Below are 26,116 nucleotides of genomic sequence, written 5' to 3' on the forward strand. Positions count from 1 at the left end.
GAGGCGTCCTTAAGGAAGACATCGAGGTTGGCAAATTAAACACTGGTAGCCAATTCAAAAGTCTTTTACTATTAATAAAAACTCTAACACTAGAAGCAAAAAAAACGAATAACTGCCTGAAAAACTTTAAACTTAGGACTATCATATAAAATGGAAAAAGAAAAGCTGGCTGATGTTTATAAAAAGTTAAAAAGCACTTCTAATTTAATAATTGAAGTCACTGAAGAAACCCAAAATTATATTGAGGACTCTGCCAGAAAGTATGATCTTTTGGATGTATCTGACTTCTGCATTGTCACGTTCACTGCTATAACGCTCTTCGCTACTGTGCCAGCTTATATTTCATTTTATTATGACTTTCTAGTAGAATCAGAACCTTTTATCCGAAGCGCTCTTTCAAAAAGAGATTATATTAGCTCTCATATATATGTAAAATTCTCTAGCTTATTTGTTTCTCTATCGGTGCCTTTATATACTTTAGTAATGCCATTTATAGCATCCGCTAGATTTACTAATGATATAAAACCCGTAAAAAAGAATTTCACCTATTACTCATATACATTTTCATTAAACTATTTCACGTTCCTAATACCGCTTATTTTTTTATTTAGCTATGAAATATTTTCAGATTCCACTCTTGAAAAATTACTATTTATTTGGTTATTTATACCTGGAGCGTTATTCTCAATCGTACCATCTATTTTAATGTTAATGTTTTTCATCTTTATTTCAAATTCAATTAGTAAAAAAGGTAATAAATCACACTTAACCCCATATAAAATAATTTATGAATTAATATTTCTATTAACTGAAATTAAAAAATATGATCAGAAAAATACAAAATTTGAAACAAAGAAGAAACTTATCAAAAGATTAGATAATTTATCAAAGTTAGTTAAAAAAATGAATCTGTATTTTGAGACTACAGGTCCTTTAAGCACACACATAGAAGATCATTTTTTGGCTTCATCGAAGTATGTAGAAAGCTTAAAACTATATATTTTACTTCCAGAAAGTAACTCTAAAAAAATGTTACAAAGAAAAACAGAATCACTTCTGAACACATTTCTATCAGGGAACTATTCAGACCTAAACAAAATCCCTATCAATTTTTTTCAATCAGAAGAAAAATCAAAAAAATCAAGCAATTTAAAACGATTACTTTCAGTACTTTCAATGACAACAATCATATCCATCCCATTAATAGTATGGACAGTAGTGATATGGATATACAAACCAGAAATCCCTCCTGAAATAAAAAACATGCTTCCAGTTATTTATAGTATTTGGTGTTTGATGGCGATTTTTTCATTTTCTGAAAAATTAGCACCTGAAACTAAAAGTTTGGTTTTTGATGTATTTAAATTACTCCTGAATAAGAAATAGCTTATGCTGCGGATTTCTTCAACCGCTCTATCAGTCTCATCGCTCCGTCTTTGTTTTTGGTTCTATCTGGATAGATGAGGTAGTAGGCTTTTCTTAGGGGAAGTGTGATTGGGCTGAGTGTGATGAGTTGCCCTGTTTTCAGGGCGTTTTGGATGAAGAGTCCTTGGCCGAGTAGTAGGCCTTTGCCTTGTATGGCGGCGTCGATCGCCATGCTGGAGAGGTTGAATTGTGGGCCTTTGTTGGGTTTTCTGTTGCGGTAACCTGCGGCGGTTAGCCAGTCTTGCCAGTTGGGTAGGTATGGATTCTCGTCGCCCCAGTCGATATGGATCATTGGTTTTTCAAGTAATGCATCTAAATCCCCCTGCGCTATTCCGTTAACGAGTGATGGACTGGCGACGAGGTGTACTTCGTCTTGGAATAGAAAATCGTGGTTTAGTGATTTGTCTTGTTTACCAAAGCTGATGCTTGCATCACAGCGGCTCAAGTTGAAGTCTACCGATGTATGGCTGGCTTCCACTCGTATTTCTAGGTCTGGGTGTTGTTCCATTATGTGCAGTACTTTGGGCATTAACCATAAGCTAGCAACTGAGGGTAATGTGTGCAGTGTAAAAATCCTTTGCTGCTTTAATTGGTCTAGGCTGGCTTGTCCACGTTGCAGGCTTTCAATCGCTTGGTTGGCAAAGTATAGGTATTGCTGACCTGCCTGAGTCAGTTCCACACCCAGTTTTGAGCGTTCAAACAGCGTTGTGTCTAGATGAGATTCTAGCTGTTTTATTTGTTGACTGACGGCCGCTGGCGTTATGCACAAGGCTTTTGCCGTTTTCGCAAAGTTGCCTGTGTGCGCTGCGGTTATAAAAGTGATTAAGCTATTCAGGTTAGGCAGTTTTAACATGATGCTCTCGTAGAATGAAGGCTGTGCAAAACGTGGTCACTTATTAACATTATTGTTAAGCAAAAATTAATGATGAGTGTATAAAATATTGATTTAACTGTTTTGCTAACTTCATTAATCTGGACGATATCCTTGGCAATATAAAAGATCAAAAACTAAAGGGGAACACTAATGTCGTTATGCAATATTATTAATGAGACAACTTACCCTATTGAAGATAATGACTTTAGAGAAGATTGTAAAAAGACTTTGGCAGAAAACGGGGCTTTGGTCTTGCCTGATTTCCTAAATCATAAGGCGATTCAAGCCGTTATTGAGGAAGGCGAGATGAAGAAGAATCTTGCTTGGTATACGAAGTCCACCCATAACGTTTACTTAACGAATGTCGATCCAAGTTATGACGCTGATCATGCGAGAAACAAACAGGTCATTTCGTCTAAAGGCTGTATTACGGACGATCAAATTGATGGCGATTCGCCATTACGACGGCTTTATGATTCGGCTGTATTTCGAGCCTTTCTTGCTAATGTGTTAGATGAAGAGGCGCTGTATAACTACGCCGATAATCTTTCTTCTATCAATTTGCATTACGCCAGCGAAGGCCAAGAGTTGGGCTGGCATTTCGATAACTCGTCATTTGCCATTACTTTGTTAATTCAAAAGCCTAAGGGCGGCGGTGTGTTTGAATACATTGAAAACATGCGTGACGCCGATGCTGGCGAGATGAATTATAGCGGTGTTAGTGAAGTTCTCGCGGGACAGAAAAAAGTCAAAAAATTGGCAATCGAACCAGGTGCTTTGGTGCTTTTCCGTGGTCGAAATGCCATTCACCGAGTCACACCAACACAAGGCGATACCACTCGTATGTTGGCTGTTCTCGCCTATAATTCACAACCTGGAATTGCACTTTCCGAAGCGGCAAGCAAAACCTTTTATGGTCGAGTGAATTAGGAACGTTACGAGCGCTTTAAAGCGCTCGCATCATGACTTTGGCATCTTCGCCGTAACTCTCGTTTGCTTGTTGATTCGTCACTTCAACAAAGCCATGTTTTTGCCAGAATAGTACTGAAATCAATAAAGCGCTTTGGAAACCCGCTGTGGTTAGTCAGTCTTTCAGCTTAGATAAATACGAATGTTCATCACCCAAAATCAAGATACAACTAAGATTACTTAAGGTGTTTCTGAGGAAGTTGAGATCGCCCTAATACAGCAACGATAAGGATGGAGTCAGTTTCTTTGATGTAATACGCAACATGTTTACCCACTGGGAAGTAAAAACCATTGTGGTGTATGTCATCACAAGGCCTTCCTAACTCAGGGTTATCAGCTAGCGTCTGAAAACCTGAAAGTAATGTGGCTTTGTATTTACGCCATTGAGGTTTAAAAGATCAAAACCTAAAGAGGAACACCAATAAGTGTTGGGGTCAGATCAAGAAACTAGAAACACAATGTCACATGATGACAATGAGCATTAGTCAATAAAGCATCACATGATTCGCCAAAATGATTAGTTTTTGATCTGACCCCAAACTCGCCAAACTCGCGAGCAAAAGCGTATGAACTGGGCGTAACGACATCATACAGTTGCCCCAGAGCGGGTAACGACAACCTTTTTGCTGGATCACTGTTTAAAACGCCCGGATGGGGCTTCTCATGGGTACAAAAGTCTAGAAGAGGCAGGCGGTGGGTGTTAACGTTTACGCGCTGGTATAACTATGAACACAAACACAATCAACTTAGGTTTGTGACGCCGCCTCAGCGCCACACGGGACAAGATAAATCGATGAAGACGAAAACGATGAAGACAATCATGATGATGAAGAAAAGAATAGCACAACATCGCGTCGCTCGGCGGTGCTTCTCGACAGGACCCGTGGCAGCGGCTTATGAACTCAAAGTGGACGCGGGGGAGGTGCGACGAGATGACGCGCAAGTCGCTCTGGCGGCAAAATTCGATGCCCTGCACGAGTCTCTTGCCTTGCTCCCACCAGTACCCGTACGCATCGACGATCCGACAGAGAGCAGCGCTACAAGCAGCAATCCACTGTTACTGGCGCGATCTCTGGCATCCGCCCAGTCCTTTCTTCGAAAGAAGTTCCATTTGTGGTTTTTTGGTACACCACCGCGAGGCATGTACATTTATGGACCGGTCGGGGTCGGCAAAAGCTTTTTAATGGATCTCTTTTACGCGTCGGTTACTGTTCCTGATGATGATTCTTGCTGTAATAATAACAGCCATAAACACACAAAGATTACCAAACGCCGCGTCCACTTTCATGAATTCATGCTAGACGTCCATCATCGAATCTTTATCTACAACCAGAAGCACCCACGAGGTGATGCACTTCCCATCATTGCGCAACAATTGGCACAAGAAGCCCAACTCCTCTGTTTCGATGAATTTCAAGTGACAGACATTGCAGATGCCATGATTTTGAAGCGACTGTTTTCACTATTATTGGATTGGAATGTCGTGATGGTGGCCACCTCGAATCGAGCCCCCGATGCCTTGTATAAGGGAGGCATAAACCGCTCCCTCTTTTTGCCATTCATCGACATGTTGAAAGACACGTCCGACATTATTTCCATGGAGGATTCCAAGAAGGATTATCGACTCGAAAGTCGAGCGGATGGTCAATCCTATTTTTGGTCAAACAAGGACGTTCATGGCGATAATAGTATTAATAGGGGCATGCAGGCGCAGTTGGAAGAAATATTTGGTGGCACTGCATCCGGAACTGAGGCCGAGATCATTCCCGTCCTCTTTGGTCGCACCGTCCAGGTCGCCCGATTGAATGACCGGTGCGCCTGGTTTGACTTTTCCGAGTTGTGCTACCAACCGCTCGGGGCGGCCGATTATATTTCCCTCTGCCGCCGATTTCCGGTCATCATCATGGAACGCGTCCCCCAACTGGACGCCAATCACATCAACGAAGCACGACGATTCGTGACCCTCATTGATGCGTGTTATGAATCTCGCACCCGCTTGGTGCTGGCGGCACAAGTCCCGCTCGACGAATTGTTTGTTGATTTTGAAGCGCAAGTCGAAAGCAGTGACGGAGATGAAGAATTGATTGTCAATGAGAAGGGAGGAAACTCGAGTTCCTTTGCGACCACCATGATTCGCACCAAAGAGGGGAAATATTATGAGTGGTCGGCGACGGGTCGAATTGGGGTGTCACTGGCACAATTTTCGTCCGCCAATGATCTCGCCTTTTCCTTTCGACGAGCCGCGTCTCGGTTGGTAGAAATGGGTGGAAAGGAATGGTGACGGCAATGACGAAAGGTCTTTACCTTGCAAACAACTGCACCTATGGCAGAGCAAGGGCTTGCACTAGGCTGTGCCACAAAAGTGGCAGGTTTCAGTCTCCATGCAGGTGTCATGATGAGCAACGCACAGGATAGAAGTAAACTCGAAAGGCTATGCCGTTATATTACCCGCTCTGGAGTGTCGGAAAAAGGTTGAAAAGCGAACCCGGCGCTTTGGTGCTTTTCCGTGGTCGAAATGCTATCCATCGAGTCACGCCAACACAAGGAGAGACCACTCGTATGCTGTCTGTTCTCGCCTATAATTCACAACCTGGAATTGCACTTTTCGAAGCGGCAAGCAAAACCTTTTATGGGCGAGTGAATTAGGAACGTTACGAGTGTTTTAAAGCGCTAGCATCATGACTTTGGCATATTCACCGTAGCTCTCGCTCGCTTGTTGATTCGTCACTTCAACAAAACCGTGTTTTTGCCAGAATAGTACTGAAATCAATAAAGCGCTTTGGAAACCCGCTGTGGTTAGTAAGTCTTTCAGCTTAGATAAATACGAATGTTCATCACCCAATATCAAGGTACAACTAAGATTACTTAAGGTGTTTCTGAGGAAGTTGAGATCGCCCTAATACAGCAACGATAAGGATGGAGTCAGTTTCTTTGATGTAATACGCAACATGTTTACCCACTGGGAAGTAAAAACCATTGTGGTGTATGTCATCACAATGCCTTCCTAACTCAGGGTTATCAGCTAGCGTCTGAAAACCTGAAAGTAATGTGGCTTTGTATTTACGCCATTGAGGTTCGGCAAAATGCTCCACTGTGTAGCTTTTTATCTTAAGCAGATGATCTTGAGCCAATAGGCTCAGTTTGAAGTGTTTATTTTGCATATCGGTGTAGTGAACAATCAAAGAGAGTTTAGAAAAGTCGCACCATCAACCACGACACCGCTGTCGACATCTTTTTTTGCTGATTCAAAACAGTATTTGAGGTAATCGACCTTCATTGCTTCTAGTTCTTCGAAGTCTTTCATCGACATAACAACAACTGTATCTTTACTATTTTTACTAATGATCACAGGCTCACGCTGGGCGCTTAAAAGAAGCTCGCCAAAATTTCGTTTTGCGTCATTTGCCGTTAATGTGTTCATTGTAAAACCCCTCATTCAAAGTTATGAAAAGTATAGCTTATCGTGCGAATCGATTAAAGCGATCGAATCGTGCGATTTTAAAAGTAAAACCTTGTTGAATTTATTCTGCACAATGAACTATAGAAAAGCCAAGACCTAACAAACTATAACTAGATTTTAAGTATGCCGTTTTTCTACTCTTTTGTTTGTCCCTAAGCTTCCTCGAAGCGGCTCCCACAAGAAAGATTCTCTCCTAATAGGTATCTAGCAAGCAAACTAGGCAGATGCAGAGAAAGGCCGCCTTGTATAAGGTGCCGCCATCGCAACAGCTATCGTTGCCGTATTTTGTCGGTTAGAGTAACAGTATGATATTGTCATACTTTTTAAAGCTAAGGGTTCTAGCTATGGGCATGCATAGAAAAACAATCACGCTGACTGAACAACAAAATAATTGGGTAAAGAGTCAAATCGAAAGTGGTCATTTTGGCAATGACAGCGAGTATATCCGTGATCTAATTAGAAAGGATCAACAAGCCAAAGAGCATCTTGCCATTCTTAGGCAGGCTCTCGTTGAAGGCGAATCGAGCGGAGAATCTAAACCACTTGATATATCAGCCATCAAGACGGCAGGTCGCAAAAGAATAGATGCAGCCAAGTAATGCTCAGGCTTAGCATTACACCGAAGGCAGAATCAGACCTAATCGGAATTTGGGTTTATACCTGTGAAGAATCGGACGTTGATCAAGCAGATACTTGCATTGATCAGTTGGAAACAGAAATGAAACAATTAATGAATCACCCATCTCTCGGTACCAATTATGCCCATGTTTTCCCAGGATATCGTCGATTACTACTTGAACATCATGCTGTTTTTTATCAAGTACTTGAAACTGAAATACTTGTTGTTCGTATATTACACGAGGAAATGGACGCCCCCGAACGACTTCTTGATTAGCGACAGTTATAGATAGTTTACGTAATCAAGCTCCGAGCTCACTTTGCGGAACCAGATGATGAGACCAAACACCTTAAAGCGCTCGCATCATGACTTTGGCATCTTCACCGTAACTCTCGCTAGCTTGTTGATCCGTCATTTCAACAAAGCCGTGTTTTTGCCAAAATGGTACTGAGTCTTGTACAGAAACCAGTAAGGCTTTTTGAAAGCCAGACGAGACTGCAGTATCAAGTAAATGCTTAACCATTTGAGAGCCCACTCCCCTTCCCACGGCACGTTTTGATAGTGCTAGGTCGTGCAGAAACAATATAGGGCCATGGCTTCCTTCTGGTAGAGGTTGGTATAATTTGGGCGGCGTTTCACCGTGCCAAGCATGAGCCAATAAATATCCCAATATGTTCTTTTCTTGCCCGCTTTGCTCTTCTAGCTCACTTTTTTCTTCTAACCAGCTTCGTTCTCCTAAATAGGCAAAACAGCAGTCTGGGGATTGCTGCCATTTGCTTTGCAGTACTTCTAGGCTTTCAGGTTCGATTGCTGAATAGGCTTCAGCTTGGATATTTAGTATTTCAGCCCACATGGTTTGGGTAATTGGCTGTATCGGCATGATCGTCCTTAAATGGTGGCATTTGTCTCTGATGCACCTTATTTTTCTATTTCGTTTAAGTCAATAATGACACTAATACTCTTTCCATTTTTTAAACGGCCAAACTGCCTATATTCAATAAACAAAAGCCTCGACGAACATTAATCAGACAAAAGCGTTTACAGTTGGCCGATTAGAAATTAAATTAGTCGCGCTCATTTTCTTCAGAAAATAGTTCTCTCTAAAAGGCATTCAGCTGTGACTAAAGCACTGAACCTTTCCTCCCAAATACAAAATGTGGAAGCTATGAACGAAAAAGTTACGAATGTGCCTAATACGCCACCATTCAAGGTGATTGGTATTGCCTGTGTAGTGTGTCTAATCTTGGGCTTTGGAATTCTGAATCCTGGTAGTTTGCCAATTAACTCTGTGGTGTTGGCGATTGGACTGATGATTTTCCTTTGTGTTGCGCGAGTTCCTGTCACTATTGCTCTAATCGCTTCCGCTTTGGTGGGTGGTTTGCACAGTGGGCTTTCCACTCAAGAAGCCATTGCGGCGATCAATGACAATTTGTTGGTCGGTTCGCAAGTCGGTATGACCTACATTATGGTGGGTGCTCTTGCGGTTGCTCTTGCTCGCAGCGGTGTGCTCGATTTGCTCGCTAGAAAGTTGGTGAGCATGCTGGGCAATGAAGATACTCGCCACCAAAACAAAGTGAAGTGGCTGCTTTATGGAATTTTCATGGTCGCTTCGATCTTATCTCAAAATGCCGTACCAGTTCATATCGCTTTTATTCCTGTGATGATTCCGCCTCTTTTGGTTATTTTTAATAAGCTGCGTATTGACCGTCGCGCTATTGCTTGTATTTTGGCGTGCTCAATAAGTTCTAGTTATTTATTACTGCCTACAGGCTTTGGGGCGATTTTCTTAAATGAAATTTTGTTGGCAAACGTCAATGAGGTCGGCTCTGCATATGGTCTAGCGGTAACGGCTGACATGGTCCCGAAAGCCATGTTTTTGCCTGTTATGGGCATTCTTGCCGGTATGTTGGTGGCGATATTTTTCTCTTACCGCAAACCTCGTGACTACACGACAAATGAAGCGGCTCAGCAGCATCTTGATAAAACCAAAGACACTGTGTTGAAACCCTTCCAGCTGGTCATGACACTAATCGCTATATCAGTCACTTTAGTGTTCCAAATCACGTTTGATTCGCTGCTTGTGGGTGCCATGATAGGTTTTATGATTCTATCGATTTCAGGCATATTTCGTTGGAATCAACAGGATGATGTCTTCACTGAAGGCATGCGAATGATGGTGCAGATTGCGGTAATTATTACCATCGCGTCTGGCTTTGCGGGTGTGTTAGAAGCGACTGGGGAAATCAAACCTTTGGTACAAGCTTCCGCTGAAATGATCGGTGATCACAAAGCTTTAGCAGCGGCTATCATGTTGATTGTTGGGTTGTTTATTACGATTGGCTTTGGTGATTCATTTGCCAGTGTGCCAATTCTAGCGCCTATTTATATTCCTCTCGCACTAACTTTAGGCTTCTCGCCAATGGCGGCGGTTGCATTGTTGGGTGCGTCTGCAGCACTGGGTGATGCGGGCTCACCAGCTTCAACTATTACTCTTGGCGCGACCTCTGGACTCAATGCCGATGGTCAACATGATCACGTTCGCGATTCGGTTATTCCTACCTTTATGCACGCTAACTTCGGCATGATGATCTTTGCTTGGATTGCCGCCATGATTCTGTAAGGCATGTATCCCCTTCTTTGACTCCTGTACGAAAAGGCTAAAGTACAAAAAACTAAAGTACAAAATACCTTTTCAACAGCAATATTAAGCCCCAGAGACGGGGCTTTGTTTCCTAAATGACACGAAGAAGAGAAGGTGTTATCAGCAGCAAAAATAGTGACACTATCAAATCACTCTTTAGCTGTCGTACTAACAGCAGAAGCAAAATACGCCATAATTTCTGCTCTAGTCATTTCTTTCGTTTCATTAGAAAAACAATAGTAATCAGGACGTTGATCGCTGAAATATTGCATGTCCATTTCAATACCATCAAGGTTTGAGAAAATACCTACCGACATGTTGTAAGCGCCGCTTTCTTTCAACTTATAAAATAAATGCGTACCGCATTCTGCACAAAAACTCCGTGAAGCCCATGCCGAAGAATCATACTCTTTGATGTGGTCTTGACCTTCAATAATCACATCAGTACCGCATTGAACCGCAAAAAAAGGCGCACCACTCCACCCACGACAAGAATCACAGTGGCAAACGGTGAATTTTGGATTAATCTGATTGGCCATAATGGTCACCGCGCCACATAAACACTGTGCTTTTGCTTTTAGCATTAGGCTACTCCTCATTAAATAAAAGCTTTTGAATGTATGTCTCAATACATTTTATGATCACCTAATGACAGCCCTATGTCAGGGGTAAAACTTATTTATAATAACGATGAAACCATCAACCATAACGACAAAAATAGTCTTCTAGCGTCATATCGTGGGGCGCAAATGTTTCGGAGAGTAAATCAAGGTTTTGTATTCTGTCTAAGCGGAAGTTTCTAAAATCTTGTCGTAAACGACACCATGCAACCAGTATCCAGCTATTTCTCGTGCTTAATAAAGCAAAGGGTTCAATACGTCTTTGCGTCAATAGACCGGCTTCATCCGTGTAGCCGATATCAATGAGAAAAAAGTTCGTTAACGCGCATTGTAGCGTCGATAAATTATCGCTGTTTTTCTCTTGCATCTTCATTTGGCTAAATTGCGTTCGTTCAGAGAGAAGATTAACCTTCGCTTTGCTCTCACTATTGAGCGACGACTTAATTTTATCAATGGCATCAGAGTAATCTTTTACCAGCGAAGAATCCTTATTATGAAGTACCAACTGCTCAACCATCACCAAAGCATTAGCCTCGTTTTCGGTAAACATAATAGGCGGCAAACGATAGCCGTCTACCATTCGATAGCCTTTACCTTCTTCTGTATAAATAGGGATACCCGAGCTTTCTAATGCTCGAATGTCTCGGTAAATCGTCCTGACACTTACAGAAAACCGAGCCGCCAACTCAGTCGCCGTAACTAACGATTTCGCCTGTAATTGTGTCGCAATCGCGGTTAACCGCGAAAGTCGTTTTACATCACCGTCACCCAAAGTACTTTCCCCATTTAAAGATCTGAAGTCTTGATGCTTGCGTATTATTAGCTAAGTTCTAATGTTGAATTTAAAGTATAAGCCCAAATTATAAGCTGCTATTAACCTAAAAGTGATTTTTCCATGTTTGTGATCAAACTCTTTCTTGCCTTGATTCTTGTGCTTGTTCTAGCGGTTTATATCGTTAACCTGAACATTATGTCCAAAGTTAATCCCATCAAGGAAGTCACGTCCGCGCCTTATAAAGACGCTAAGTTTCACAATACTGCACCGCGTAAGCCTATGTCTTTTGCAGACACGGCTACTTTGTGGGTGCGCTTTTTTACTGAGAAAAAAGTCGATACTACGCCAAACATCAATATTCCGGTACGTGCTGTTAGCCGAGTAGATTTAGATATGCTGAGTAATGATACGCTGCATCTGGTTAAGCTTGGGCATTCTTCTATTTTGCTCAAGGTGTATGGCGAATATTGGCTGATTGATCCTGTATTCTCGGATCGTGCGTCGCCCTTTCAGTTTGCTGGCCCAAAACGATTCCACCAGCCACCCATTAGTTTAGAAGACTTACCGCCTATTGATAAGGTGTTGATTTCCCATAATCATTACGATCATTTGGATAAAGCGAGCATCAAGGTTTTATTAACCAAAGCGAAGCAATTTTTGGTGCCAAAAGGCGTTGATGGTGACTTAGTTAATTGGGGCGTTGAGGCAAATAAAATTATTACTTTCGATTGGTGGCAGGAACTTCAAACCAGTCAAGGTTTGGTAGCCTTTACGCCTACTCAGCATTTTTCGGGGCGCGGCATGGGCGATGGCAATGCGACCTTATGGGGAGCCTGGGTCATCAAAACGCCGCAGGAAAGCATTTTCTTTAGTGGCGACTCTGGTTATTTTTCAGGTTTTAAAGAAACGGGCGATAAGTACGGGCCATTTGACCTCACTATGATAGAAACGGGCGCTTACGATAAAGACTGGGCCGATATTCACATGAAGCCAGAAGAAAGCGTTCAGGCTCATATCGACTTACAAGGAAAAGTGATGATGCCGATTCACAATGGCACTTTCGATCTGGCTTTTCATACATGGCATGATCCGTTTGACCGAGTGGTTGCTGAATCAGAACGTCGAAATGTGACCTTAAGTACACCTGAATTTGGTCGTATTTTTTCTATTAACGATTTGCCCCCTCTAACGACTTGGTGGCAAACAACACCTTAATTTCTCTATTCGCCTTTGTTCTTTTCAGCACTTTTACTCTCTGTTTTTGGGCAGTAAAAGTGCTGCTAACAAGACAATAGAATTAACACTCTAGACTTAATAAAAGGTCTTCGCTTCTTCTCTTAAGTATTGAATCAATGTGTGCATTTTTTTCGGTAAATGACCAAAAGGATATTGTAGGTAAACAGGTAATGATTTGCCCTTCCACTCAGGTAAACAAGAGACAAACACTTCAGGATGGCGCTTTAAATGTTTTTCAGCAAAATAATGTGGCAATAATCCTACACCCTTTCCTCGGATAATAGCCTCAGCGTGAAGTATGTATTGATCCACTGTAAGACGAGACTTAGGTAAATCAAAAGACACATCTCCCTGCGTTTCATGCTCTAGTACTATGTTGTTTTGCTCATTTTTAAGCGTATCGACCCAAGCATATTGATTTAGCTCACTTGGATGTTTCAACATTCCAATTCGCTCTAAATATTCGGCGCTAGCATATAAACCTTGGCTTAATGTGCCTATCTGTTCTGAGCGCAGTTGATCGTTGATAGGCTCCCCCACCCAAACGCAAACATCATTACTTTTTATCTCTTGAGATAGCTGATTACCTGTACGTACCTCAATATTAACTTGAGGAAACTCATCCAAAAAATCAAACATTAGCCAAGAAAACCAACCTCGAAGCAAGGTTGTATGAACATAAACCACTAAAGATCCACTAATTTCATCTTTTAATTCTTCGACGGCTTTATGACCTTCATCGGCGACATTGAGCATTTTTTTTGCAAAAGGTAAAAACTTAATTCCTGCTTCATTAGCGAAAAGCCGATTGGCTTGACGGCGTAATAACGGCTGATTTAATGCTTGTTCCAAATGGCTAATACGACGGCTCAGGGTAGACTTAGATACCCCCAATTTTTGAGCACTTTCTTTAAGACTGCCCGTTTCCATCACAGAAACGAATGTCCTAACTTCGTTCAGATCGTACATTCACTTTTCCCCTGATCTACCTATAAACATCCCTAAGATGCAGTCCAAATTTTGCTTTTCTGTTCGCTTTAATACGGCCCCCATAAAACCAGCTGATCTTGAGGTCTCTTGTAGGTGTTGCAAAAAGAGGAACAGAACGTGCCACCACAAAAAATGAATATTATCAGATAATACAAATGATAAGCATTCTTAATATCTTTTGTATGACAAATTATACGAGATAAACTCTACTTCTACTACGGAGAAATTGTTCATAATGACCCCTTCAACTCGCCATTATAAACTGACCACTTTAGCCGCACTAATCAGCGCCACAACGTATTCTGCAACGCTGCTAGCAGAAGAAAGCATTGTCGACCTAGATAAATTGGTTGTATCTGCTTCTGGTTATGAACAACAAATTTCTGATGCGCCAGCAAGCATATCTGTTGTGACTCGCGCAGACTTAGAAACCAAGCAATTTCGTGACTTAGCAGAAGCATTAGCTGATGTAGAGGGAGTTGATGTACGCGGAGGAACAGGAAAAACAGGTGGGTTAGATATCAGTATACGCGGCATGCCGAGTGACTACACCTTGATATTGATTGATGGCCGCCGCCAAAACGTTGCAGGTAGCGTCACTCCAAATGGATTCGGTGCTGCGTTAACAAGCTTTATGCCCCCGATTTCCTCTATTGAGCGGATTGAAGTAATTCGCGGCCCGATGTCGACCCTATACGGCTCAGATGCTATAGGCGGCGTAGTCAATATCATTACAAGAAAAATAGCGGCAGAACCAAGCGGCTCTATACGCATAGAGATGGGGTTACCAGAAGATTCTAAATGGGGAGCCTCTCAAAAAACAGATCTGTACGTGACCAGTCCAATAATTGACAATAAATTAGGAGTTGCAGTTCGCGGTAGCATTTATAATCGCGAAGCATCAGATTGGATCTTAGCACCAGGGGCATCAAAAAGCGGCCGTAATCCAGCGCCAGCAGAAACACAACAATACAATATTGGAGCTCTTTTTACATTAACTACAAACACCAATAACGACATATGGTTAGACCTAGATACAGCAAAAACGCATTACAATAACGACGATGGTCGACTAGGAGGTCGAGACGCTACCATTCTTGAAAACGGCTCTGGCACATTGCCCGGTTATAAAGATGAACTCAGTTTTAATCGAGACCAAGTTGCCGTTGGACACACTCGTCGATTCTCTGACAGCAAGTTGGAAACAAGTCTAAGTGTCAGTAAAACTGAAACATTAGGACGCACTATTCCTGGTAAATATGCCGATATTGGCAATGCTTTTACAGGTTTCCCTAATATTATTATTGGCGATGATCGCCTGTTAGAGACCACGAACACAGTATTGGATACCAAATACGTCAATTATTCCTCAGATTCTCATGTGATAACACTTGGCGGACAATATTGGGATGCTGAATTAAAGGATGGGTTGATACCAAATACACTCGATCAGACCATGTTAGCGGTATTCCTTGAAGACGAATGGTCCATTACCGATACGGTTGCGATGACACTGGGTGGTCGTTACGATGATCATGATGCATTTGGTGGTAACTTTAGCCCTCGTGTTTACTTAGTTTGGAACAGTACTGATAACTTAACTCTTAAAGGTGGCATCAACCAAGGCTTCCGTGTCCCTCGTCTAGAACAACTGTCTAACGGCGTGAGTGGTGTTAGCGGTCAAGGCACTAATATAACTATAGGTAACCCTAACCTTGAGCCAGAAATTAGCACTAATACAGAGATAGGTGTTCTTTTCGATAACCATAGAGGAACCACGGCATCAGCTACGCTTTTCCATAATCAGATTAAAGATCGAATTAGTAGCGGCGGTGATTGTACCGTTAACGCCATTTCTAGCTGCTCAGTCAATCCCACCGCGACTTATGACATTAACATTGATGAAGCCAAAACATGGGGAGCAGAACTAGCTGCCAACTTCGAGTTAATTAAGGATTGGAATCTAGGACTTAATTACACTTGGACAGACAGTGAAATTACAGAAGCAGGCAAGAAAAACGGCAAATTAGGTAATACTCCCAAGCATATGGCCAACGCCAGTTTACGCTGGACAGCTAACGAAAAACTGAACTTGTGGCTACGCGGTGAATACCGTGGCGATGCTCAACGATTTACAGGCTTATCATCAAATCTAACCGGAAATGATAAGCTTGCTTATGAAGCCGCAGGCAACTTAAAATCTTATACAGTGTTCAATTTAGGTGGCGCTTATAAAGTATCAGAAGCACTCGTTGTTAATGCAAGTATAAACAACTTGCTAGATAAAGATTTTGCTAAATTTGAAACGTACACAAATACCAACGGCGACGTAGCTTATGTAGGTGAATATTTCCAAAGTGGCAGAAGTACAACAGGAGGTATTATCCAAGGCCGTACTGTAATGGTCGCCGCAACTTACAATTTCTAATAAAACTGTCCTTTCAAAACAAAAAAGCCGTTACGATTTCCATCGTAACGGCTTTTTATTCATAAATTTGACTAGTACATCAAACTTATCTCAAACCAAATTAGTTTTGGTTGATGAAGTAGTTAATCACGTAAGCTGGAAGATCTGCCGCGTTCACAACAATCTGTTCCATAGTGTCACGATCACGAACGGTTACTGGTGCGCCTTCTTGCTCGATAGAGTCGAAGTCGACAGTCACACAGATTGGCGTACCCACTTCGTCATGACGACGGTAGCCTTTACCTACGTTACCGGTGTTTTCATAAAGAATACGACCAAGGCCAAGCTTCTGAAGCTTGTTTTTCAATTCTTTAGCAAGAGCAACGATTTCTGGCTTGTTCTTCTTAAGCGGCATAATAGCCACTTTGATAGGCGCTAGGTGCGGTTTGAACTTAAGTACAGTACGAGAAGTGCCGTTTGGTAGCTCTTCTTCCGTATAAGCTTCTGTCATTACAGCCAATAGACCACGGTCTAGACCAGCAGAAGGTTCAATACAGAAAGGCACTTCCCATTTATTTTCTTCAAGATCGCGAATCGCCAACTTAGCCGTTGAATGCTCGTTCTTTTTCACTTTCGCAGAAAGACCGAACTCTTCTTGTGCTTTGGTGTGAGAACCTAGATCGTAGTCTGTACGGTTAGCAACGCCTTCTAATTCTTCAAAACCATGTGGAAACTTGTACAAGATATCCACAGTAGATTTTGAATAATGAGCTAAGTCATCGCCAGTCACATATTCAAACTGGATATTCTCTTCTGCTAGACCTTGATCCAACCACCATTGTTTACGAGCATTAACCCAGAATTCATGCCATTTTTCATCTTCACCTGGCTTACAAAAGAATTCTAATTCCATTTGTTCGAATTCACGAACACGGAAGATGAAGTTACGCGGAGTAATTTCGTTACGGAATGATTTACCGATCTGCGCGATACCAAATGGCAAAGTGCGAGAAGTCGAATCAACAACGTTTTTGAAGTTAGTGAAGATACCTTGTGCGGTTTCTGGACGAAGGTAAGTGTAAGACTCTTCGTTCACCATTGGGCCAACGTTGGTTTTGAACATCAAGTTAAAATCACGAGGCGGAGTAACATTGGTAGAACCACAGTTATCGCATACTTTGATGTCTTTCATGTGGTCAGCGCGCATACGAGACTTACACTCGTGGCAGTCAACCATTGGGTCAGTAAAGGTATCTTCGTGGCCAGAATATTTATAGACGTATTTGTTTTGGATAATCGCAGCATCCAAACCTTCTACATCGTCACGCTCATAAACCATTGAACGCCACCAAGCGGCTTTTAGGTTGTTTTTTAATTCAATACCTAGCGGACCGTAATCGTAAGCACCTTGCATACCACCGTAGATTTCACTGCCTTGGAAAATAAATCCGCGACGTTTACATAGGGAGACGAGTTCATCCATTGTTTTAGCTGGCATTTCTAAACACACCTTAAGCAAAATTCGTTAATGAGGACATAAAAGCCAATCTGGCATCATGTTCAAGTAATAATAGCCGTCCATTGTACTCGTTGACCCTATTTCGCTCAATGGCGATTCCACGCAAGCAATGAATAAGTATTCTTTACCCTTTTTCAAAAACCGGCAGGCAAGATAACACCTGCATATCCCAGCCAAATGGCCATAACAAAAATCTTTACACTTTTATGCACAAAAATAGGACAAAATAAGGAACTGGATTGCTGTTTTAAAGTCCATTTTGTTAGATAATTCGTATTGTTTACATATTCTCATTTACATATAGCATTTATTTAAAGGTAACGGCATGCGTTCTTATAAGCCAGTAGTGGCTACATTAGCAATATTGGGTATTTTTCCATTTCTCTTTGCGACGTATTTGAGCCTAACTAACGGTAGCTTCCTTGGTAAATCTGGAGTGACACTTTTTGCAGCTTATGCAGCTGTTATTGTTAGCTTTATTGGCGGAACAATGTGGGGACGATTAATAGAATTACCTGAAAGTCGTAACGGCGCAAAACTACTTATCTGCTCTTTTGCAACCGTATTCGGCGCTTGGGTTTCCCTGCTGTTAAAAACACCAGAACTGTCGGTTGTACTTTTGTTACTCAGCCTAATAACTATTTTCTGGGTTGATGCTCGTTGGTTAAAGCAAGCCAATAATGCAAAGCCGTATTACACCTCGCTAAATTTTGGTTTAACGTCGGTTACCTCTATTATGCATTTGCTGGTTCTGTATCCACACTATTAAGCCTGCCATCGCGAAACCTGCAATAACAAACTGATCTAACTCTCTCTTCGCTACGTATCATTACTCGATAACCACACTAAAAGAGTAATGATACATGCTAACAATCTTCTACGATGGCCATTGCCCTCTTTGCGCCGCTGAAATGCAAACATTACAGTCATTAGATACGCAAAAAAAACTGCAGCTAGAAGACATTCACGCTAAGAATTTCAGTGAGAGGTTCCCTTATATTGATAAGGTCGAAGCTGATAGATTACTGCATGGCCAACTCGCCAATGGAAAAATCATCAAAGGATTAGACGTAACCTGCCTTGCTTGGAAATTGGTCGGAAAACACAAATGGATGCAAACGCTCCGCTGGCCGGTAATTCGTTTTTTTGCGGACATGGGCTACAAATTCTTTGCGCGCTACCGCCACCAAATATCATCTTTTGTAACAGGAAAACCGCGTTGTGAATCCTGTTTAAAAGACCGCTGCGACCTGTAAACCATCTAGTTTATTTTGCCTATTCTCGGAGTCTTAGTATGTCATCCTTTTATGCCTTGGTGATTGGTGCGAGTAGTGCGATTGCACAAGCAGCGATACAACAGTTCGAAGCGGATAAAGACTGCCTTGGCGTATTTGCCGTCAGTCGATCCTTACCAAACTCTGAAACCGCCACAAAAACACAATGGCTAGAGTCTGATTATAGTGAAGACAGTATTCAGCAGATCTGTAAAAGCCTTTCCGCCTATTCTGGAAAGATAAGCAAAGTATTGATTTGCAATGGCATATTACACAACAACAGCATGATGCCAGAAAGAAAGTTAGAAGAAATCAGAGCCTCTCAGCTAGAAGCTATATTTCACACCAACACTATTATTCCCATGCTGTGGTTGAGCCAGCTATTACCCATTTTACAAGGTGAACAAGCTACTCAAGTGGCGTTATTTAGTGCTCGAATTGGCAGCATTTCGGATAATAAAACCGGCGGCTGGTACAGCTATCGAGCCTCAAAAGCGGCATTGAATATGCTGATTCAAACCAGTTCCGTGGAATACGCCAGAAGAGCAAAAAACGTTAAGCTCATCGCTTTTCACCCAGGCACTACAGACACACCACTTTCTAAACCTTTCCAACGATCGGTGCCGAAAGACAAACTCTTCACTGCAGACTTTGTAGCGACTCAACTTTTATACATCATGGGAAGTGTCACCATGGATAACAAAGCGGCTTATCTTGATTGGAATAACCAACCGATTGAATGGTGATTTTTTCAAACACCACTCAAGGAAGAAGTAGGTGATTTGTTAAATCATGTCCAAGCTTAAAAACAATCGCTTATTCTCAAGGCTTGCCGAAGGCGAACGATGAACCACTCCTCGGCCTAATGACGTTGGCCATTCGTCACCTTTCATTAACGCCACATCACCCGCCTTTAATTCATTAATACGCCCTTTTTCGTGCAGGCCACTATCGTGATCCGCCACATGACCGCCTAACCCCAAGCGATCTCTTATCACATGAGCCTCATGTAGCCATTCACTACCGCTTCCGACATAAGTTGATACCAATCGACAGGGAATTTTATCCACATGAAAACGCGGGCACATAGCGTTGGAGAGCACATTTAGGCGCAAACCGACTTCTTTAAGGTCAAATAAACACGCAAACATGTCGACCAATAACGTCACGTCTTCCACAAACAAGGCTTTATTTTGAGCCTCAGGCAGAAGCTTAGTTAACGTGGTGTTAAGTTGGGCTGAATTTCCTTGAGATTTGAAAACAAAATTCGGCGCAGATACTAATAAAGATTCTGCATATTGCGACAACAGACCAAGCGGCCTTTGCCAAATCGCCATACTAATGTTGTTTTGATAAATATCAGCAAAAACGTCTTGATGAGAGGATCTCACCACCCCCATTAATCGCGGATTTTTATCTAAACTAATTTGATCCATTCGTTCTGTATCAACGAAGTTGAGATCAATATTCGTTAAATCAACCGATTGCGACATTTTTTGTAAACTAAGATTCACCTTCAAGATAACTTCCTCTAAAAATGCAGACAGACTAATAACATCAAAAACAAATATGTTACGTTATAACATTTTATAAATAAAGTATTGAAATGAAGTAGGCGAATCCATTATGTTAATCTCGACTTTTAAGAGATGGATTCCATGGAACAGCTAGATTCAACCGATCGTAAGATTCTTAATTTGCTGCAACACGATGGCAGCCTGAGTGCGACTCAAGTAGCGGATAAGATCGGCTTGTCACAATCGCCCTGCTGGCGACGTATTAATCGCCTAGAACAAGATGGTTACATTCGTTCGACGCAAGCGATTTTAGACAGAAACAAATTGGGATTGGGCATCGTCGTCTTGGTGAATATTAAACTCTCTTCCCATGGCCGAAAAATGCTGGATGAGTTCGAGCAAGCCATTGTCGACTATCCCGAAGTGGTCGAGTGTTGGACGATTTCTGGTGCAATGGATTACAGCTTAAGAGTGGTTTCCAACAGCATTGAAAGCTATGAGCACTTCTTGCGTAGCCAGTTATTGCAACTGCCACACATACAAGAAGCGCAAAGTCACTTCACCATGCGTGAAGTAAAAAATATCACCACTCTTCCGCTGGACTTTTAGTTATTAACCCAGCAACTCTTAATTATTAACCCAGTAACTCTTACTTAAGAAGTGGATCATCTTTAGGTAATAGCTTCTGAATCCACAACGCCAGTTTGTGTTTCATACTTGGCAAGTCTTCTTTGTCCGCAGGCAAACCCACTACCAACTTATCAAGCACTAATAAACGATAAATTGCCTCGGTTTTTTCATTAGCAGACATGGTTGAAGAAAAACCTGCATAACCTCGTTTAAGGGCATAGTTCTCGCCAACTTGAATGGCTTTTTTACTTAGAGCCGCTTCATTTTTAATTTTTTTCATAGTTTCCCCTACTTGTTGGGTAATCAAACAAACCGCCAAGCGAACAAGCCTAGCAAAGCGATTGTCGACACATTTGATCATAACAATATTCAAATGATTCTCCCGACTTTATCAGCTTTTGATATTCAACCAAGCGTTTCTAATCAATAAAGCCCAAAAATCACTTAATAAACACAATGTTAGTAGCTTATCTCTCCTCTATCACGCTCACACGTACGACTAAAGGATAAGATAGGAACCAATAAATTGTCGACAATCCAACTTGATAAATCGAAAAAATACGACTATAACTAGTCACATTGTCAACAATAAAGCATTTTGTCCATTTATGAACAACCTTATTTCGATCAAATCCGCGACACTGTCTGAAGACATCGCCCAGCAGCTCACCAACGCTATTGTGCAGGGTCATATTCCCCAAGGCAGCAAGATTTCAGAGCCAGAACTTGCCAAGCAATATGGCGTCTCTCGTGGGCCATTAAGGGAAGCTATCGTTAAATTAGAAGGGCTTGGTCTGGTTACGCGCACCGCTAATGTTGGCGCTCGTGTTATCCAACTAAACACACAAGATATGCTCGACACCTTCACTATGCGTGAGGCCTTAGAAGGCATGGCAGCTCGATTAGCTGCCTCCACTATGCCAGCGGACGAAATAAACAGTTTGTATTCACTACTCGATAAACATCAAGCGCACCTAGATGCCAACCAAGATGAACACTACGTACAACAAGGCGGGAATGACGATTTTCACTTACGTATCATTCACGCCAGCGGCAACGCCAAGCTTATTCGTTTATTAACAGAAGAATTGTACGCGGTAATTCGCATGTATCGACGTCACACGGCGGATCAACGCAGCGATCCACGCCAAGCATTACGTGAACACAAAGCCATTCTCGATGCGATTGCAAATCACGAAGGTGATCTAGCAGAACTACTCATGCGCCGCCATATCAGCCGCGCCAGCCAGCTATTAAAGCAAGCGATGGAGCATTCCTCTGTCGCTTCCCGTACTTAATTAAAATCGTTCTAAAGAGAGGAAAATAATGACAATACTTTCAGCAGGCGCCCGTTTTAGACAAGCCGTCGCAACCCAATCCCCATTACAGGTTGTTGGCGCCGTGAACGCTTATTGCGCCATGATGGCAGAGCAAACAGGTCATCATGCCATTTACTTATCTGGCGGCGGTGTTGCTAATGCCTCCTATGGTTTGCCAGACCTTGGCATGACAGATTTACACGATGTATTAGAAGACGTGCGGCGTATTACTTCCGCTTCGAATTTGCCATTACTAGTCGATATCGATACCGGCTTTGGTGGCGCATTTAATATCACTCGAACCATTCAGCAAATGGAAAAAGCTGGCGCGGCGGCAGTGCATATTGAAGACCAAGTACAACAAAAACGCTGCGGACATCGCCCGAATAAAGCCATTGTCAGTCAAGACGAAATGGTCGATCGCGTGAAAGCCTGCGTCGACGCTCGTGTCGATGACAACTTTGTCATCATGGCACGCACTGATGCTTTGGCTGTGGAAGGTATGGAATCGGCCATCGAGCGAGCCATTGCTTGTGTCGAAGCTGGCGCGGATATGATCTTCCCAGAAGCCATGATCACTTTGGATCAATACAAAGAATTTGTTGCTGCCGTGAAGGTGCCGGTTTTAGCAAACATCACCGAATTTGGCGCTACACCTTTATTCAGTAAAGAAGAATTGGCCAGCGCTGGCGTGGATTTGGTGCTCTATCCACTGAGTGCGTTTCGCGCAATGAACAAAGCCGCACTAAACGTATATCAGCATTTATTGAACGACGGCCACCAGCGCAACGTAGTCGACAGTATGCAAACTCGTAATGAGCTTTATGAATTTCTCAACTACCATGAATATGAAGACAAATTAGACGCGCTCTTCTCTAAGAAATAAGAGCCTAAAAAATAAGAGCCCAAGAAATAAGAGCCCAAGAAATAAGAGCCCAAGAAATAAGAGCCCAAGAAATAAGAGCCCAAGAAATAAGAACTTAAGATAATAACTGGTAAAGCGTTTAAATATTTTCAACGAATCTCAAAACAAATAAAAATATGAGGTAGGAAAATGGCTAAAGTACTTTCTGGCGCAGGTCTACGCGGCCAAAGCGCAGGCGAAACCGCACTCTGCACCGTTGGCAAAGCGGCCTCCGGATTAACCTATCGCGGCTACGACATTGATGTCTTAGCGGACAAAGCGAGCTTTGAAGAAGTCGCTTATCTCCTGCTGTACGGAAAGTTACCTAACCGTACTCAGTTACACGACTACGAACAAAGACTGATGAGTTTACGCAGCTTGCCTGAAGAGCTAAAAGCCGTCTTGGAACTTATCCCAGAAAGCGCTCATCCAATGGATGTGATGCGCACCGGTTGTTCTTTTTTAGGCAATCTTGAACCAGAACTCGCTTTTGAAAAGCAACCATCGCTAGCCTTACATACCGCTGATCGATTGGTCGCAACGCTGCCTGCGATGGTCGTTTATTGGTATCGTTTCACCCACGATGGCGTACGTGTTAATACTCATAATGCCAACGTACCTTCTTTGGCTGGTCATTTTCTCACCATGCTGCATGACAAAGAACCAAGCGCTCTTCATACACAAGTGATGAACGCGTCTTTGATCTTGTATGCTGAGCACGAATTCAACGCTTCAACCTTTACCGCTCGTGTTTGTGCTTCCACCTTGTCAGACATGTATTCATGCGTTACTGGCGGTATCGGCAGCTTACGTGGCCCACTTCATGGTGGCGCAAATGAAGCTGCGATGGACATGATAGAACCATGGAAAACCCCTGACGAAGCCGAAGCGGCGTTGATGCAAAAACTTGCCAATAAAGAAAAAGTCATGGGCTTTGGTCACGCTATTTACAGTGAACGCGATCCACGCAATGACATCATCAAAAAATGGGCAAAAAAACTCAGCGAAGACGTTGGCGACGATCATTTATATGCGGTCTCAGAACGTTGCGAAGCCGTGATGTGGCGCGAGAAAAAACTCTTCTGCAACGCGGATTTTTTCCACGCCAGCGCTTATCGTTTTATGGGGATTCCAACCAAATTATTTACGCCAATTTTCGTTTGCTCTCGTGTCACTGGCTGGGCTGCTCACGTCATGGAACAACGGTCGAACAACCGCATTATTCGACCAAGCGCCGATTATATTGGACCAGATCATTCTGAATGGGTTGATATTGACGACCGTCATTAACCCAACATCAGCATTAAAATTTAACGATTAAGGAAAAGAAATGAGCAACAACGTAGATTTAAACAACCGCCCGGATTACGACCAAGTCATTCAAGACATCGCGGATTATGTACTGAACTTTAAAGTAGAAAGCCAAGAGGCCCTAGACACTGCTCGTAACTGTTTAATGGACACCTTGGGCTGTGGCTTACTCGCCCTACGCTTCCCAGAATGTACCAAGCACCTTGGCCCAATAGTACAAGGTACTGTTGTTCCAAATGGTGCTCGTGTACCGGGCACGTCTTTGTCTCTCGACCCTGTAAAAGCGGCATGGGACATTGGTTGTATCATTCGCTGGTTGGATTACAACGACACTTGGTTGGCAGCAGAATGGGGACATCCTTCCGATAACCTAGGTGGCATTTTGGCGGTAGCGGATCATCTTTCACAAGTTCGACTATCGAAGGGTGAAAGCCCGATGACCATGCGTGAAGTGTTAGAAGCCATGGTAATGGCCCATGAAATTCAAGGCGTTATTGCCCTAGAAAACTCTTTCAACCGTGTAGGTTTGTGTCACGTTTTATTAGTTCGTGTTGCCTCTGTTGCTGTAGTAACCAAAATGATGGGCGGCGACAGAGAACAAATTATGGCAGCAATCTCGCAAGCTTGGGTCGATGGCTCTGCTCTGCGTACTTATCGTCATGCGCCAAATGCAGGCTCACGTAAGTCTTGGGCAGCGGGCGATGCGACTTCTCGTGCAGTTCGCTTAGCGGATATGTCGATGCGAGGCGAAATGGGCATTCCTGGTGTGCTAACGGCCGATCAGTGGGGCTTTTATGACGTGTCTTTCTCTAAAACCAACAAAGACCAAGCTATTAAACCAGAAGCGCAACGCAAGTTTTCCTTCTCACAAGATTACGGTACATACGTGATGGAAAACGTCTTGTTCAAGATCTCTTTCCCTGCAGAGTTTCATGCTCAAACCGCTGCCGAAGCATCTGTGATTTTGCATCCTCAAGTGAAAGATCGTTTGGCAGAGATCGACAAGATCGTTATTCGTACTCATGAATCAGCGATTCGTATTATTTCCAAATCCGGCCCATTAGCCAACGCCGCCGACCGCGACCATTGCTTGCAATACATGGCGGCTGTGCCATTGGCCTTTGGTAATTTAATCGCCGAACATTATGAAGATGACTTCCATGCGGCAAACCCGATCATTGATGAGCTGCGTAACAAGATGGAAATCGTCGAAGACAAACGCTTCACTGCTGAATATTTAGAGTCCGATAAGCGTTCAATTGCCAATGCAATTCAAGTGTTCTTTAAAGATGGTAGCAGCACTGAAGAAGTAGTGGTGGAATACCCAGTCGGACACCGTCGTCGTCGTGAAGAAGGCATTCCGTTATTAGAGCAGAAGTTTAAAAACAACTTGGCAACACGTTTTCCAAACCGTCAGAGCCAAGCTATTTTCTCACTCTGTAAGGATCAAGCTGCTCTTGAAAGTACAGCGGTAAATCGCTTCATGGACTTATTTGTTATCGCGTAAACTTAACAAGCGCTGGCGCTTCCTTGTGGTCACAGTATGATAGAGGCCTTTGCATGATGTCACGAGCAAAGCCAAAACGAGGCGAAGGTCTCTAATAATGTGATCACTAGGAAATTTAA

28 protein-coding genes and 2 pseudogenes are annotated in these 26,116 nt (G+C 42.7%); 18 read left to right on the forward strand and 12 right to left on the reverse strand.

The window, feature by feature from the left end; genetic code table 11:
• Positions 1–150 precede the first annotated feature (150 nt).
• Entirely contained in the window at positions 151–1,386 is a 1,236-nt protein-coding gene (locus CCS02_RS17505; RefSeq protein WP_100637308.1) for a hypothetical protein, read from the forward strand.
• Between the two features lies 1 nt (position 1,387).
• Here the strand turns inward: CCS02_RS17505 and CCS02_RS17510 are convergent, their stop codons facing one another.
• Positions 1,388–2,278 carry a LysR substrate-binding domain-containing protein gene (locus tag CCS02_RS17510; RefSeq protein WP_100637309.1) on the reverse strand — a complete coding sequence of 297 codons (891 nt, stop codon included), beginning with the start codon at positions 2,276–2,278 and terminating at the stop codon, positions 1,388–1,390.
• Positions 2,279–2,449: 171 nt separating this feature from the next.
• On the opposite strand from CCS02_RS17510, the gene CCS02_RS17515 reads away from it, so the two are divergent.
• Positions 2,450–3,229 carry a HalD/BesD family halogenase gene (locus CCS02_RS17515; protein ID WP_100637310.1) on the forward strand — a complete coding sequence of 260 codons (780 nt, stop codon included), beginning with the start codon at positions 2,450–2,452 and terminating at the stop codon, positions 3,227–3,229.
• A 215-nt stretch (positions 3,230–3,444) separates the two neighbouring features.
• Here the strand turns inward: CCS02_RS17515 and CCS02_RS17525 are convergent.
• Positions 3,445–3,648: pseudogene (locus tag CCS02_RS17525) on the reverse strand (type II toxin-antitoxin system RelE/ParE family toxin); the annotation flags it as partial.
• Between the two features lie 413 nt (positions 3,649–4,061).
• On the opposite strand from CCS02_RS17525, the gene zapE reads away from it, so the two are divergent.
• The 3 genes and pseudogenes from zapE (at position 4,062) to CCS02_RS17540 (ending at position 5,914) form a co-directional block, all read left to right on the forward strand.
• The gene (gene zapE, locus CCS02_RS17530) at positions 4,062–5,549 is read left to right on the forward strand and encodes a cell division protein ZapE (protein WP_198515414.1); all 1,488 of its coding nucleotides are present in this window, start codon (positions 4,062–4,064) and stop codon (positions 5,547–5,549) included.
• 9 nt (positions 5,550–5,558) lie between these two features.
• Positions 5,559–5,738: pseudogene (locus CCS02_RS22570) on the forward strand (IS91 family transposase); the annotation flags it as partial.
• The gene (locus CCS02_RS17540; RefSeq protein ID WP_232617220.1) at positions 5,702–5,914 is read left to right on the forward strand and encodes a hypothetical protein; all 213 of its coding nucleotides are present in this window, start codon (positions 5,702–5,704) and stop codon (positions 5,912–5,914) included. The pseudogene CCS02_RS22570 and the gene CCS02_RS17540, both read left to right, overlap by 37 nt.
• 16 nt (positions 5,915–5,930) lie before the next feature.
• Here the strand turns inward: CCS02_RS17540 and CCS02_RS17545 are convergent, their stop codons facing one another.
• From CCS02_RS17545 to CCS02_RS17555, 3 genes are read right to left on the reverse strand one after another with little or no spacing between them, the layout of a single operon-like run.
• Positions 5,931–6,116, reverse strand: coding sequence for a hypothetical protein (locus CCS02_RS17545; protein ID WP_198515415.1), 186 nt, complete (start codon positions 6,114–6,116; stop codon positions 5,931–5,933).
• Between the two features lie 13 nt (positions 6,117–6,129).
• Entirely contained in the window at positions 6,130–6,429 is a 300-nt protein-coding gene (locus CCS02_RS17550; protein WP_232728906.1) for a type II toxin-antitoxin system RelE/ParE family toxin, read from the reverse strand.
• A gap of 17 nt (positions 6,430–6,446) precedes the next feature.
• Complete coding sequence (locus CCS02_RS17555) at positions 6,447–6,689, reverse strand: type II toxin-antitoxin system Phd/YefM family antitoxin (RefSeq protein WP_072840348.1); 243 nt, start codon at positions 6,687–6,689, stop codon at positions 6,447–6,449.
• A 383-nt stretch (positions 6,690–7,072) separates the two neighbouring features.
• Between CCS02_RS17555 and CCS02_RS17560 the strand changes: the two genes are divergently transcribed.
• Positions 7,073–7,327: a type II toxin-antitoxin system ParD family antitoxin gene (locus CCS02_RS17560; RefSeq protein WP_072840456.1), complete on the forward strand. Its 255-nt coding sequence runs from the start codon at positions 7,073–7,075 to the stop codon at positions 7,325–7,327.
• Positions 7,327–7,623 (forward strand): type II toxin-antitoxin system RelE/ParE family toxin, encoded by a 297-nt coding sequence (locus tag CCS02_RS17565; protein WP_072840349.1) that lies wholly within the window; start codon positions 7,327–7,329, stop codon positions 7,621–7,623. The genes CCS02_RS17560 and CCS02_RS17565 overlap by 1 nt, the downstream gene beginning before the upstream one ends.
• Before the next feature lie 73 nt (positions 7,624–7,696).
• Here CCS02_RS17565 and CCS02_RS17570 read toward each other — a convergent pair whose 3' ends face one another.
• Positions 7,697–8,227, reverse strand: a complete 531-nt coding sequence (locus CCS02_RS17570; protein WP_100637311.1) for a GNAT family N-acetyltransferase — start codon at positions 8,225–8,227, stop codon at positions 7,697–7,699.
• A gap of 399 nt (positions 8,228–8,626) precedes the next feature.
• On the opposite strand from CCS02_RS17570, the gene CCS02_RS17575 reads away from it, so the two are divergent.
• On the forward strand, positions 8,627–9,967 hold the full coding sequence (locus CCS02_RS17575) for a Na+/H+ antiporter family protein (protein ID WP_100187968.1): 1,341 nt from the start codon (positions 8,627–8,629) through the stop codon (positions 9,965–9,967).
• Between the two features lie 170 nt (positions 9,968–10,137).
• On the opposite strand, the gene CCS02_RS17580 is transcribed toward CCS02_RS17575, so the two are convergent.
• Together CCS02_RS17580 and CCS02_RS17585 are read right to left on the reverse strand one after the other, a co-directional pair.
• A complete protein-coding gene (locus tag CCS02_RS17580; protein WP_100637312.1) occupies positions 10,138–10,572 on the reverse strand; it encodes a GFA family protein in 435 nt (144 codons plus the stop codon).
• A gap of 115 nt (positions 10,573–10,687) precedes the next feature.
• On the reverse strand, positions 10,688–11,380 hold the full coding sequence (locus CCS02_RS17585) for a helix-turn-helix transcriptional regulator (protein ID WP_100187907.1): 693 nt from the start codon (positions 11,378–11,380) through the stop codon (positions 10,688–10,690).
• Positions 11,381–11,503: 123 nt separating this feature from the next.
• Here CCS02_RS17585 and CCS02_RS17590 point away from each other — a divergent pair, with 123 nt between their 5' ends.
• Positions 11,504–12,598 (forward strand): MBL fold metallo-hydrolase, encoded by a 1,095-nt coding sequence (locus CCS02_RS17590; protein WP_100187908.1) that lies wholly within the window; start codon positions 11,504–11,506, stop codon positions 12,596–12,598.
• 96 nt (positions 12,599–12,694) lie between these two features.
• Here CCS02_RS17590 and CCS02_RS17595 read toward each other — a convergent pair whose 3' ends face one another.
• On the reverse strand, positions 12,695–13,588 hold the full coding sequence (locus CCS02_RS17595) for a LysR family transcriptional regulator (protein ID WP_100187909.1): 894 nt from the start codon (positions 13,586–13,588) through the stop codon (positions 12,695–12,697).
• Positions 13,589–13,844: 256 nt separating this feature from the next.
• On the opposite strand from CCS02_RS17595, the gene CCS02_RS17600 reads away from it, so the two are divergent.
• Positions 13,845–16,037 (forward strand): TonB-dependent receptor domain-containing protein, encoded by a 2,193-nt coding sequence (locus CCS02_RS17600; RefSeq protein WP_100637313.1) that lies wholly within the window; start codon positions 13,845–13,847, stop codon positions 16,035–16,037.
• Between the two features lie 100 nt (positions 16,038–16,137).
• On the opposite strand, the gene CCS02_RS17605 is transcribed toward CCS02_RS17600, so the two are convergent.
• The gene (locus CCS02_RS17605; protein WP_072840356.1) at positions 16,138–17,514 is read right to left on the reverse strand and encodes a glycine--tRNA ligase; all 1,377 of its coding nucleotides are present in this window, start codon (positions 17,512–17,514) and stop codon (positions 16,138–16,140) included.
• A gap of 346 nt (positions 17,515–17,860) precedes the next feature.
• On the opposite strand from CCS02_RS17605, the gene CCS02_RS17610 reads away from it, so the two are divergent.
• The 3 genes from CCS02_RS17610 to CCS02_RS17620 all read left to right on the forward strand — a co-directional run bounded on the left by CCS02_RS17610 (position 17,861) and on the right by CCS02_RS17620 (position 19,555).
• On the forward strand, positions 17,861–18,304 hold the full coding sequence (locus CCS02_RS17610; protein ID WP_100637314.1) for a DUF3429 domain-containing protein: 444 nt from the start codon (positions 17,861–17,863) through the stop codon (positions 18,302–18,304).
• A gap of 94 nt (positions 18,305–18,398) precedes the next feature.
• A complete protein-coding gene (locus CCS02_RS17615) occupies positions 18,399–18,791 on the forward strand; it encodes a thiol-disulfide oxidoreductase DCC family protein (RefSeq protein WP_072840358.1) in 393 nt (130 codons plus the stop codon).
• 38 nt (positions 18,792–18,829) lie between these two features.
• A complete protein-coding gene (locus CCS02_RS17620; RefSeq protein WP_100187913.1) occupies positions 18,830–19,555 on the forward strand; it encodes an SDR family NAD(P)-dependent oxidoreductase in 726 nt (241 codons plus the stop codon).
• Between the two features lie 39 nt (positions 19,556–19,594).
• On the opposite strand, the gene CCS02_RS17625 is transcribed toward CCS02_RS17620, so the two are convergent.
• Entirely contained in the window at positions 19,595–20,323 is a 729-nt protein-coding gene (locus CCS02_RS17625; RefSeq protein WP_232728912.1) for a DUF1826 domain-containing protein, read from the reverse strand.
• Positions 20,324–20,467: 144 nt separating this feature from the next.
• Here CCS02_RS17625 and CCS02_RS17630 point away from each other — a divergent pair, with 144 nt between their 5' ends.
• A complete protein-coding gene (locus tag CCS02_RS17630) occupies positions 20,468–20,935 on the forward strand; it encodes an Lrp/AsnC family transcriptional regulator (RefSeq protein WP_100187915.1) in 468 nt (155 codons plus the stop codon).
• 40 nt (positions 20,936–20,975) lie between these two features.
• On the opposite strand, the gene CCS02_RS17635 is transcribed toward CCS02_RS17630, so the two are convergent.
• Positions 20,976–21,236: a DUF5062 family protein gene (locus CCS02_RS17635; protein WP_012068645.1), complete on the reverse strand. Its 261-nt coding sequence runs from the start codon at positions 21,234–21,236 to the stop codon at positions 20,976–20,978.
• 328 nt (positions 21,237–21,564) lie between these two features.
• On the opposite strand from CCS02_RS17635, the gene CCS02_RS17640 reads away from it, so the two are divergent.
• From CCS02_RS17640 to prpD, 4 genes are all read left to right on the forward strand, one after another.
• The gene (locus CCS02_RS17640; RefSeq protein WP_100637317.1) at positions 21,565–22,254 is read left to right on the forward strand and encodes a GntR family transcriptional regulator; all 690 of its coding nucleotides are present in this window, start codon (positions 21,565–21,567) and stop codon (positions 22,252–22,254) included.
• A 28-nt stretch (positions 22,255–22,282) separates the two neighbouring features.
• Positions 22,283–23,161, forward strand: a complete 879-nt coding sequence (gene prpB / locus CCS02_RS17645) for a methylisocitrate lyase (protein ID WP_072840362.1) — start codon at positions 22,283–22,285, stop codon at positions 23,159–23,161.
• 168 nt (positions 23,162–23,329) lie between these two features.
• A complete protein-coding gene (prpC, locus tag CCS02_RS17650; RefSeq protein WP_100187917.1) occupies positions 23,330–24,469 on the forward strand; it encodes a bifunctional 2-methylcitrate synthase/citrate synthase in 1,140 nt (379 codons plus the stop codon).
• Positions 24,470–24,509: 40 nt separating this feature from the next.
• On the forward strand, positions 24,510–25,997 hold the full coding sequence (gene prpD / locus CCS02_RS17655; protein WP_100187918.1) for a 2-methylcitrate dehydratase: 1,488 nt from the start codon (positions 24,510–24,512) through the stop codon (positions 25,995–25,997).
• Positions 25,998–26,116 lie beyond the last annotated feature (119 nt).

The sequence above is a fragment of the Marinomonas sp. ef1 genome (assembly GCF_002806845.1).
Classification (GTDB): Bacteria; Pseudomonadota; Gammaproteobacteria; order Pseudomonadales; family Marinomonadaceae; genus Marinomonas; species Marinomonas polaris.